The organism is Citreicoccus inhibens, from assembly GCF_019039035.1.
Taxonomy (GTDB): Bacteria; Myxococcota; Myxococcia; order Myxococcales; family Myxococcaceae; genus Citreicoccus; species Citreicoccus inhibens.
In genome coordinates this window covers 1-1,272 of the sequence record NZ_JAHNZT010000117.1, presented here as the reverse complement: position 1 = coordinate 1,272, position 1,272 = coordinate 1, and the positions used below count along the sequence as shown (strand labels likewise).

At 65.2% G+C, this 1,272-nt stretch carries 1 protein-coding gene and 1 pseudogene; both read left to right on the top strand.

Annotation, left to right across the window (positions count from 1 at the left end):
• Window positions 1-533: pseudogene (locus tag KRR26_RS36500) on the top strand (sigma-70 family RNA polymerase sigma factor); the annotation flags it as partial.
• Window positions 534-769: 236 nt separating this feature from the next.
• Entirely contained in the window at window positions 770-1,093 is a 324-nt protein-coding gene (locus KRR26_RS36495; protein ID WP_217082193.1) for a hypothetical protein, read from the top strand.
• Window positions 1,094-1,272: the final 179 nt, after the last annotated feature.

Genomic DNA, 1,272 nt, shown 5'->3' with positions numbered 1-1,272 from the left:
TGTGGCCGGCCCTCGGAGCCATTCGTCGCCGGCGCCTTCGGAGCTTCGAGACTGAGGACGAACTCACCGCGGCCCTGGCCCTCGCCTTCACTTCGTTAGTGGCTCGCGTCGACTTGCGGCGGACTCGTCGTGTTGCCGCGACGCTCGTGATGGGGACGGAGAGGGACGTCATGAAGGCCATGCTCCGGGCCCGGAAGTCAGCAGCCTGCGGTGAAGTCGTGAGTGCAGAGGCAGTGCCATGGGCCCAGGCGCATGGGCCTTCCGCCCATGACGTCTTTGGGGGCCTCTCTTTGAAGTCAGAGTTGGGAGCGCTGCGCGCATGGCTGCTTCCCTTCGCGGGAGAGGACACGGAGTTGGTGATGTCCGTCCTCGTCCAGGAGGAGAGCTATGCGGAGGTGGGGGCACGCCTGGGGCTCGCCCCCGCAGCGGCGCGCAAGCGCTTCCACCGTGCCCTCGGCCGGCTTCGGAAAATGGCCTTTAAAATCCCCGAGAAAGATTTCCTGTCCCAAATCGGCTCGAGGGGGTGCTTGTAGTACGTGTGAGACGTGAAACAACCTCGGCAAGCTTGAGAGTGCGCAGGGACAGGGAGTGCCACGGTGGCGTGGTGGTGGACGGCCGATGTCCCCGAATTGTGGCCACCGGGCTTTGAGCTGAATTGAGGGGCCTACCCAGGCCCCATTCCAGGAACGGGTGCGCACTGCCTGTCCACCTCCATGGACAGCAACGCCCCTCTATTGCCAGGCGGGCCACCCATGCCCGGAGGACGAGAATGAAGACAGACGCGAGAAACCTGTTTGAGCGCGAGGAAACTCTCCTGCGCCTCATTTCCCGCCACGTTCGCGTGGTTGGCGGTGCCCAGGCAGGGGGGGACACCGCAGGACGCGAGGCGTGCCACTGCTGTGAGTGCGCTGGCTCAGAGGACAACGACTATGTGCGCCTGCCGGGCCTCTTCCGCCGGTGGGAGTTCCAGGACGTGGTGGACGCCGAGGCGGATTTCAACATTGAGGCGGCAGGCCTCGCGGAGGACGGCACCGAGTTGTTCTCGGTGTACCGGCGTCAGCACGGCTCGACGCACTGCCTGAGGGAGGGTTGAGAGCCATGGCGAACATGTGGGAGCAGACGGCCGCAATGGCCAAGCAGCATGAGCAGCAGGGCGGCGCCTGGCTGAAGCTCGCCAATGACGGAGACACCGCCGTCGTCGTCTTCCTCGGCGAGCCGTGCCCGAGGGAGGTGTGCTTCGTCGACAACAAGTACGTCCTCTTCGACGAGCAG

Excerpts from the sequence above, each read along its gene's own strand:
- KRR26_RS36495 (WP_217082193.1), top strand. The coding sequence starts at position 770 with ATGAAGACAGACGCGAGAAACCTGTTTGAGCGCGAGGAAACTCTCCTG.